At 35.4% G+C, this 7,951-nt stretch carries 9 protein-coding genes; 7 read left to right on the forward strand and 2 right to left on the reverse strand.

Annotated elements, in window-relative coordinates:
- Both ABS911_RS13215 and ABS911_RS13220 read left to right on the forward strand, forming a co-directional pair.
- On the forward strand, positions 1 to 460 hold a 460-nt coding region (locus tag ABS911_RS13215; RefSeq protein ID WP_350467946.1), incomplete at its 5' end, for a methyl-accepting chemotaxis protein.
- 245 nt (positions 461 to 705) lie between these two features.
- Positions 706 to 2,400 carry a methyl-accepting chemotaxis protein gene (locus ABS911_RS13220; RefSeq protein ID WP_350467947.1) on the forward strand — a complete coding sequence of 565 codons (1,695 nt, stop codon included), beginning with the start codon at positions 706 to 708 and terminating at the stop codon, positions 2,398 to 2,400.
- 312 nt (positions 2,401 to 2,712) lie between these two features.
- On the opposite strand, the gene ABS911_RS13225 is transcribed toward ABS911_RS13220, so the two are convergent.
- Positions 2,713 to 3,156: a YaiI/YqxD family protein gene (locus ABS911_RS13225; RefSeq protein WP_350467948.1), complete on the reverse strand. Its 444-nt coding sequence runs from the start codon at positions 3,154 to 3,156 to the stop codon at positions 2,713 to 2,715.
- Between the two features lie 104 nt (positions 3,157 to 3,260).
- Between ABS911_RS13225 and ABS911_RS13230 the strand changes: the two genes are divergently transcribed.
- The 3 genes from ABS911_RS13230 (at position 3,261) to ABS911_RS13240 (ending at position 4,649) form a co-directional block, all read left to right on the forward strand.
- Entirely contained in the window at positions 3,261 to 3,683 is a 423-nt protein-coding gene (locus tag ABS911_RS13230; protein ID WP_350467949.1) for a secondary thiamine-phosphate synthase enzyme YjbQ, read from the forward strand.
- A gap of 98 nt (positions 3,684 to 3,781) precedes the next feature.
- Positions 3,782 to 4,225: a MarR family winged helix-turn-helix transcriptional regulator gene (locus ABS911_RS13235; RefSeq protein WP_350467950.1), complete on the forward strand. Its 444-nt coding sequence runs from the start codon at positions 3,782 to 3,784 to the stop codon at positions 4,223 to 4,225.
- On the forward strand, positions 4,218 to 4,649 hold the full coding sequence (locus ABS911_RS13240; protein WP_350467951.1) for an organic hydroperoxide resistance protein: 432 nt from the start codon (positions 4,218 to 4,220) through the stop codon (positions 4,647 to 4,649). The genes ABS911_RS13235 and ABS911_RS13240 overlap by 8 nt, the downstream gene beginning before the upstream one ends.
- Before the next feature lie 76 nt (positions 4,650 to 4,725).
- Here the strand turns inward: ABS911_RS13240 and ABS911_RS13245 are convergent, their stop codons facing one another.
- Positions 4,726 to 5,244, reverse strand: coding sequence for an arginine repressor (locus tag ABS911_RS13245; RefSeq protein WP_350467952.1), 519 nt, complete (start codon positions 5,242 to 5,244; stop codon positions 4,726 to 4,728).
- A 241-nt stretch (positions 5,245 to 5,485) separates the two neighbouring features.
- On the opposite strand from ABS911_RS13245, the gene arcA reads away from it, so the two are divergent.
- Together arcA and argF are read left to right on the forward strand one after the other, a co-directional pair.
- Positions 5,486 to 6,727, forward strand: coding sequence for an arginine deiminase (gene arcA / locus ABS911_RS13250; RefSeq protein ID WP_350467953.1), 1,242 nt, complete (start codon positions 5,486 to 5,488; stop codon positions 6,725 to 6,727).
- A 44-nt stretch (positions 6,728 to 6,771) separates the two neighbouring features.
- Complete coding sequence (argF, locus tag ABS911_RS13255; RefSeq protein ID WP_350450941.1) at positions 6,772 to 7,788, forward strand: ornithine carbamoyltransferase; 1,017 nt, start codon at positions 6,772 to 6,774, stop codon at positions 7,786 to 7,788.
- Positions 7,789 to 7,951 lie beyond the last annotated feature (163 nt).

Genomic DNA, 7,951 nt, shown 5'->3' on the forward strand with positions numbered 1-7,951 from the left:
AAGAGGGTTTGCAGTTGTGGCAGATGAAGTACGAAAATTAGCTGAACAAGTAGCCGTTTCAATCGCAGATATCACTGGATTTGTCGGAAAAATTCAAAATGAGTCTAAGAGAGTAATCGATTCTTTACAAACAGGCTATACCGAGGTTGAAGAAGGAACTAGTCAAATTAAAAAGACTGGAGAAACCTTTAATAAAATCAATAATTCTGTTACTAAAATGGTAGAAGGCATTAAAGATATTTCTATTAACTTAGAAAGTATTCAAGCAAACAGTGAACTTATGAATAGTTCAATCGAAGAAATCGCATCTGTCTCAGAAGAGTCTGCTGCTGGAATCGAAGAAACTTCAGCTGCTTCACAAGAAATCACGAGTTCTATGGAAGAAGTTGCTGGGAATTCAGAACAATTGGCTGATTTGGCAAAAGGTTTAGCTGATATGGTGGATGAATTTAAACTCTAAACTAGTGAGAAAATTTTAGCGATAATGGATAATAAATAGAGAGGCTGGGAAATTTTCCCAGTCTCGTTGTATGAATCGGCAAAGAGTCTTTTGAAGGAACAGTAACTGTAAGGTTGCCTGTTAATAAGGGCATAGCATTAAAGGTACAAGAAGAATTCTTTAAAAATAAAAAAGGAGTTAGTGATTAATAGTTCCGCATAATGCAGCAGCTCAAAATCAGCTAACAAATAAGAGGGAGCAAAAAAATGAAAAACAGGTTTAAGTTTAAAAGTATTCGAGCAAAAATATTAGCAGGTTTTGCAGTTACTACCGTATTTATGTTGATCGTAACTTTTTATACAATCGTAGCTTTAAATAGAACAAATGAGTCCATGAAAGAAATTTTAGAAGAAGAAATGAGTCTACTAATAGTAGATGAAAAATTGGCAACAAATATGAATAAACGAACAAGTTTGTTAAGAGGTTTTATGTTGTATGAAGATGAAACGTATAGAGAAGAATTTGAATCAGAAACAGCTTTAAGCATTGAATTAGAAAATACAGCTCTAGAATTAAGTGATTCTAAAAAATTAAATGATCTAATCAGTAAAAAAGTTGAGTGGGGCATGCTTACTGATGAAGCTTTAGCTGAGTATGATGAAGGAAATACAGATAGAGTAAATGAAATCATGACAGAGGAAGCACTTCCGCTTGAAAGAGAATTAACTGCTGGATTTTCAAAATTAGCTGATGAACGGGAAGAAGAGATAACCAAAATTGGCGAACAAGTAATTAAAAATGGAGATCGAGTTGTTTTAGTCAGTTTTATCATGATGATTTTAGTATTGGTATTGTCTGTGGTCATAGCGTATTTAACGTCTATCAATATTACCAGACCAATGCACGTTGTTATGAAAAGAATGCAAGCTATTTCTGCTGGAGATCTCAGTTTAGAACCACTAGAAATAACCGAAAAAGACGAAACAGGTAAATTGAGTGTCTCTATGAATAAAATGCAAAAAACGGTCAAAAGCGTTATGAAGGGTATTGCTAACGCAACTGAAGAATTGAATAGCCATAGTGAAGAGTTGACACAATCTGCCAGTGAAGTGAAATCAGGTTCTGAGCAAGTAGCTATAACAATGCAAGAGTTGGCTACAGGATCAGAAACACAAGCAACAACTGCCAGTAATTTAGCTGTTGTCATGGAAAACTTCACGAAAAAAGTTCAAAGTACCAATAAGAATGGTGAAAAGATTAAAGATTCATCAATGGGTGTTTTATCTATGACAACTGAAGGAAAGCAATATATGGAAGATACTAGCCGTCAAATGGTTAAAATCGATGAAATCGTTCAAGATGCAGTAGCTAAAATGGCTACTTTAGATAATCAAACTCAAGAGATCAATAATTTAGTCGTGATCATCCAAAAAATTGCCGATCAAACTAATTTACTAGCATTGAATGCAGCTATTGAGGCAGCAAGAGCTGGTGAACATGGTAGAGGATTTGCTGTTGTTGCAGATGAAGTTCGTAAATTAGCTGAACAAGTGGCAGTTTCCATTGCAGATATTACTGGATTCGTTGAAAAGATACAAACGGAGTCGAAGCGAGTAAGCGATTCGTTGCAAACGGGTTATGTTGAAGTAGAAGAAGGAACAAGTCAAATTGCTAAGACCGGCCAAACGTTTAATCAAATCAATGCTTCTGTTACTACTATGGTAGATGGAATCAAAGGGATTTCTGATAACTTGGAAAGCATCAAAGTTAATAGTGAAATCATGAATAGCTCCATTGAAGAAATTGCAGCTGTTTCAGAAGAATCCGCTGCTGGAGTTGAACAGACATCTGCAGCGTCACAACAAATTACTAGCTCTATGGAGGAAGTTGCAGGAAGTTCAGAACAACTTGCCAACCTAGCTGAAAATTTAACTGAAATGGTTAGTCACTTTAAACTATAAAAAAAATTAAAATAAAACCAAATTTCATACCAATTTTTGATCTCACTTTTCCACGGAAGAGTGAGATCTTTTTCGTGCCTCACTTCGTCATGAAACTAACTTTCATGGCGAAGTGAAGCTCATTTTAGACGTCACTCATCCATGAAGAGTCATTTCATAGACGAGTAAAGCTACTTTTAGGTTCCACTCTTCCATGAAAGGGCATTTGATGGATGAGTGGAACTTTCAGCTAAGCGAAAAATAAACGATACAAAAAAACTCATTCTTATTTCTGATGAAAGAGACCATCAAAATAGGAAAGAGTTGTTTAATTTATATAGTGGAAAGAAGTTCTTTAAAATGCTGTCTAAATTCTCTGCGGTTCTCATCTGTAAATGGTTTCGGGCCCTTTGTTCGTTTGCCGCTTTTTCGAACCATAGCACTCAAATAACGTGATTGAAGCAATTGGTCAATATTTTCTGATGTGTACATATATCCTGTATGATGAAGAACAATACACCCTTTTCCTAATCCTAATGAAGCTAATCCGTAATCTTGTGTGATAAGGATATCGCCTTTTTCAATTAGTTTTATGATCCGGTAATCTGCAGCTTCAGCTCCGGTATCAACATAAACGGTATTTACTCCTACAGGTTGCTCTTTGGTCGAGAAGTGCGAGATACTGGTTACGAGAGTGACAGGAATACTCTTTACTAAGGCTTCTTCAATAATAATATTTTTTACTGGGCAGGCATCTGCATCGATATAAATCTGCAAGATTTCACCGACTTTCTACTTATTTTTATTCTCTTAGTATATCAGTTTCTAGCGTATATGTTTAGGATTACTTTAGAATACTGTATGATGGAGGAAAAGAGGAAATGGAGCTGAATAACATGACCAATAACCTTTATACATTTGAGCTTTCAACAGAAGAAAAGCAATCGTTTATAAACATTGATGAGTATTTGCAACAAGCTTTATCTAGAAGTGGGATAAAGAATGGATTAATGTTAGTCTTTTGCCCACATACTACAGCAGCGATTACCATTAATGAAAATGCAGATCCAGATGTCAAAACGGATTTAAGTTTAGGATTAAACCAGACGTTTCCCAATAAAGAAGAGTATGTACATATGGAAGGAAACTCAGATGGACATATGAAATCTTCCGTTCTAGGAGCAAGTGAAACTTTAATAATCTCTAAGGGACGTTTGATTTTAGGGACATGGCAAAGTCTTTATTTTTGTGAATTTGACGGACCTAGAGAGCGAAATTTCATGGTGAAAATCATTGAAGGATAGAAAGCTAAAAATATTTATTAGAATAGCTAAAAGTATTGTAGTTTAAAATTAAATGGTGTACAATTGAATTGCACGCAACTTATTTAGGAGGAACAAGAATGGAAGGAAACAACTTTTTATTAGAAGAACAGTTATGTTTTTCAACTTATGCTTTGTCAAAACAGTTTACGAAGCTTTATCGTCCGGTATTGGAACCCTATTCTCTTACGTATACTCAATATGTCACATTGCTTGTACTGTGGGAAGAATCTGATCTGAGTGTTCAATCATTAGGAACAAGACTTGGACTGGATAGTGGAACATTAACACCGATGCTGAAGCGAATGGAAGCAAATGGATTTATTACTCGAAATCGTCATCCGGAGGATGAAAGAAAAGTAATCATTGCCACTACTTCAAAAGCTGATGATTTAAAGGATGAGTTACTTGAGAAGGTTTCTGCCTGTCTGGCCCTGCTAAATATGAATGAAAAAGAATATTTTGACCTATTAGAAAAAGTAAATGAACTAACAAAAACTTTAGGAGGAATTAATCATGACTGAATCAAAATTAATGTACCAAACAACAGCAATCAATACAGGCGGACGTAACGGAGAGAGTCATTTACCAGATGGTTCTTTTTCTGTAAAAGTATCGACTCCAAAACAAATGGGCGGACCTGGACAAGGAAGTAATCCAGAACAATTATTTGCATTAGGTTATAGTGCATGTTTTAATTCAGCACTTGAAATTATGATCCAACAAGCTAAAATCGAAGCTAAATCAGAAGTAACAGCTGAAGTTTCTTTAAATTCAGACCCAACAGATAATGGTTTCAAACTATCTGTAGTACTTACTGTTGCCATTGAAGGACAAGACCTTGAAACAACCCAAGAATTAGCAGAAAAAGCACATGCATTCTGCCCTTATTCTAAAGCTGTTCAAAACAATATCGATGTTGAAGTAAAAGCGGTAGAATACAAATAAAATTGTAACAAACTAAAAACTAATCTGAAAAAAGTGAGGTGTAAAACTCCCTTTTGTTCAGGTTAGTTTTTTTGTTTTATGTAATTTTTTTTTGAAATAAAGGAGCTAGATTTTTTTCTAAATCATCATTAGATTGCTCAAGAATAATATCAGACAAACAAGCACATAATAGTTGGGCTTCTTGTTCCGTATTTAAAATAATCAAACAAGTATCGAAGCTGGCAATTGTACCAGCAATTGCCGGTATCTTTAATTCATCTATTAGAGAAGCAAGGATTCTTGGATGAGTAGGACGAACAAAAAGTGTAACAAAAAAGTTGATACACTTTATGCTTATTGCGTAGTTATGTAACGCTTTTTCTAGTCTATAGTATAGACTTTTTTCGAGAAAAGCGTCGTGGAAAAATGTATATTTTGTTGTTCGGTCTAATTGTGTTACTTTGATTAAATTTAATTCTTTTATATCTCTAGAAAGAGTTGCTTGGGTAGTTTGAATATTTTCTTTTTGTAGGTGGTCCATTAATTCTTGTTGTGTAGCAATACTGTGAGTAAGAATAAGTTTTTTTATTGTAAATAATCGATCTTTTTTCTTCATGTTTTTCCTCCTTTCTAAAAAAAAATTAGCTAATAAAAAATGTATAAAGAACATTCATATACAGTATAAAGATTCGTTACATAGTGAATATTCTATAAAAAGAATATATATGAAAAAGAAGAAAAATAATGTGATGAAATCGACATTTCAAGTGTGAACTTTAAACTTTCATAAAAAAAAGGTAAACGGTATTATAGGTGTGTAATCAATAAGAAGCATCAAGAAGGGAAGGTTAAATACAATGACAACACCCATTCATGTCATGTCGGAAATTGGAAAATTAAAGACGGTATTATTGAAAAGACCAGGAAAAGAAGTAGAAAATTTGACCCCTGAAATTATGGAGCGCTTGTTATTTGACGATATTCCTCATTTACCAGTTATTCAAAAAGAGCACGATGCCTTTGCTCAAGCATTGATCGATCGCGGTGTTGAAGTATTGTATTTGGAAAAACTAGCCGCAGAAGCAATCGATGCTGGTAAGATGAAAGAAAAATTTCTTGATCGAATTTTAGATGAATCAAATATTGAAACGGATGGTGTTAGAGAAGGACTAAAGAAGTATCTGCTCAGTTTTGATACACAAGAAATGGTTGATGCCATCATGGCAGGTATCCGGAAGAAAGATGTCAGTATTGAAAGCCATCATTTAGCAGATGTATCAAGTGAAGAAGTTTACCCATTCTTTATGGATCCAATGCCAAATCTTTATTTTACTCGAGACCCAGCTGCTGCAATTGGAAAAGGACTAACCATTAATCATATGGCTTTTGAAGCTCGTAATAGAGAGCCGCTGTTTATTGAAGCAATCATGAAGTACCACCCAAGATTTGCTGATCAAGATGTCGAAGTATGGCGAGATCGTAATCATACGTCTCGAATTGAAGGCGGAGATGAACTGGTCTTAAACGATAAAGTACTAGCAATTGGTATCTCCCAACGGACTTCAGCTAAAGCTATTGAACAATTAGCAATCGAATTGTTTGAACGCAACTCTAATTTTGAAAAAGTATTGGCAATAAAAATTCCCAATGTTCGTGCGATGATGCATTTGGATACAGTGTTTACAATGGTTGATTATGATAAATTTACTATCCATCCTGGCATCCAAAAAAATAATGGTGAAGTAGACACCTTTATTTTAGAAAAAGGTGACAAACCTGGAACAGTGAAGATGACCCAGCGTTCAGACTTACAAGAAATTTTACGTGAAGCACTTGATGTGCCAAAATTGACATTGATTCCATGTGGTGGCGGAGATGCGATTGCTGCTCCTCGTGAACAATGGAATGATGGTTCCAATACATTAGCTATCGCTCCTGGAGTAGTGGTCACATATAATCGTAACTATGTTTCGAATGCATTGTTAAGAAGTCACGGAGTTGAAGTGATTGAGATTGCCTCAAGTGAATTGTCTAGAGGTCGTGGTGGTCCACGATGCATGAGTATGCCTTTGATTCGGGAAGATTTACCAAAACAATAAGAACTGTTTTAAAAATCAGATTTAAGTATATGGAGGAATAAGTAATGACAAAACAAATATTTCAAGGACGTAGTTTGTTAGCTGAAAAAGATTTTACAAAAAATGAATTGATGTATTTGATTGACTTATCCGCACACTTAAAAGAGTTAAAGAAGAAAGGAATCCCACATCATTATTTAGAAGGAAAAAATATCGCTTTGTTGTTTGAAAAGGCTTCTACACGTACACGGGCTGCTTTTACGACGGCTGCGATCGATTTAGGCGCACATCCTGAGTACCTTGGGAAAAATGATATCCAATTAGGTAAGAAAGAATCGGTTGAAGATACAGCACGAGTACTCGGGAGTATGTTTGATGGAATTGAATTTCGTGGATTCAAACAAAGTACTGTAGAGCAATTAGCAGAATTTTCAGGTGTTCCCGTATGGAATGGGTTGACGGATGAATGGCATCCAACGCAAATGATCGCAGACTTTTTGACGGTTAAAGAAAACTTCGGACAGCTTGAAGGACTTACGTTAGCTTATGTTGGAGATGGCCGTAACAATGTAGCAAACAGTTTGCTAGTCACAGGTGCAATTTTAGGAGTAAACATTCGAATCGTCTCACCTGAATCTTTATTCCCAGAAAAAGAATTAGTCGATATGGCTCAAACGTTTGCTGACCAATCTGGTAGTAAACTAATGATTACAAAAGATGTTGCAGAAGGCGCTAAAGGGGCAGATGTTTTATATACCGATGTTTGGGTATCTATGGGAGAAGAAGAAAAGTTTGCAGAACGGATCGAGTTATTGACTCCTTATCAGTTAAATATGGATATGGTTCGTGCAACTGGCAAAGATGACATGATTATTCTTCACTGTCTACCAGCCTTCCATGATACCAATACCGACTATGGAAGAGACGTAAAAGCAAAACATCATATCGATGCGATGGAAATTACTGACGAAGCATTCAGAAGCAAACATGCACGTCAATTTGAGCAAGCTGAAAACCGGATGCACTCTATCAAAGCTATTATGGCTGCAACGTTAGGGAACTTATTCATTCCTAAAGTCTAGGTTACAAAATAAATTATATGAACCCACAAGTATGAGAAGTGATTGTTCTCATACTTGTATTTATACGAGTAAACGAATACCACACTTTAGTTTAGGCTACACAGTAAAGTCATTAAAACTGAGGAGGAAAAATCGTGGAAGATAAAAAAGTAGGCTTGGTTCC

The sequence above is a fragment of the Carnobacterium sp. genome, assembly GCF_040274425.1.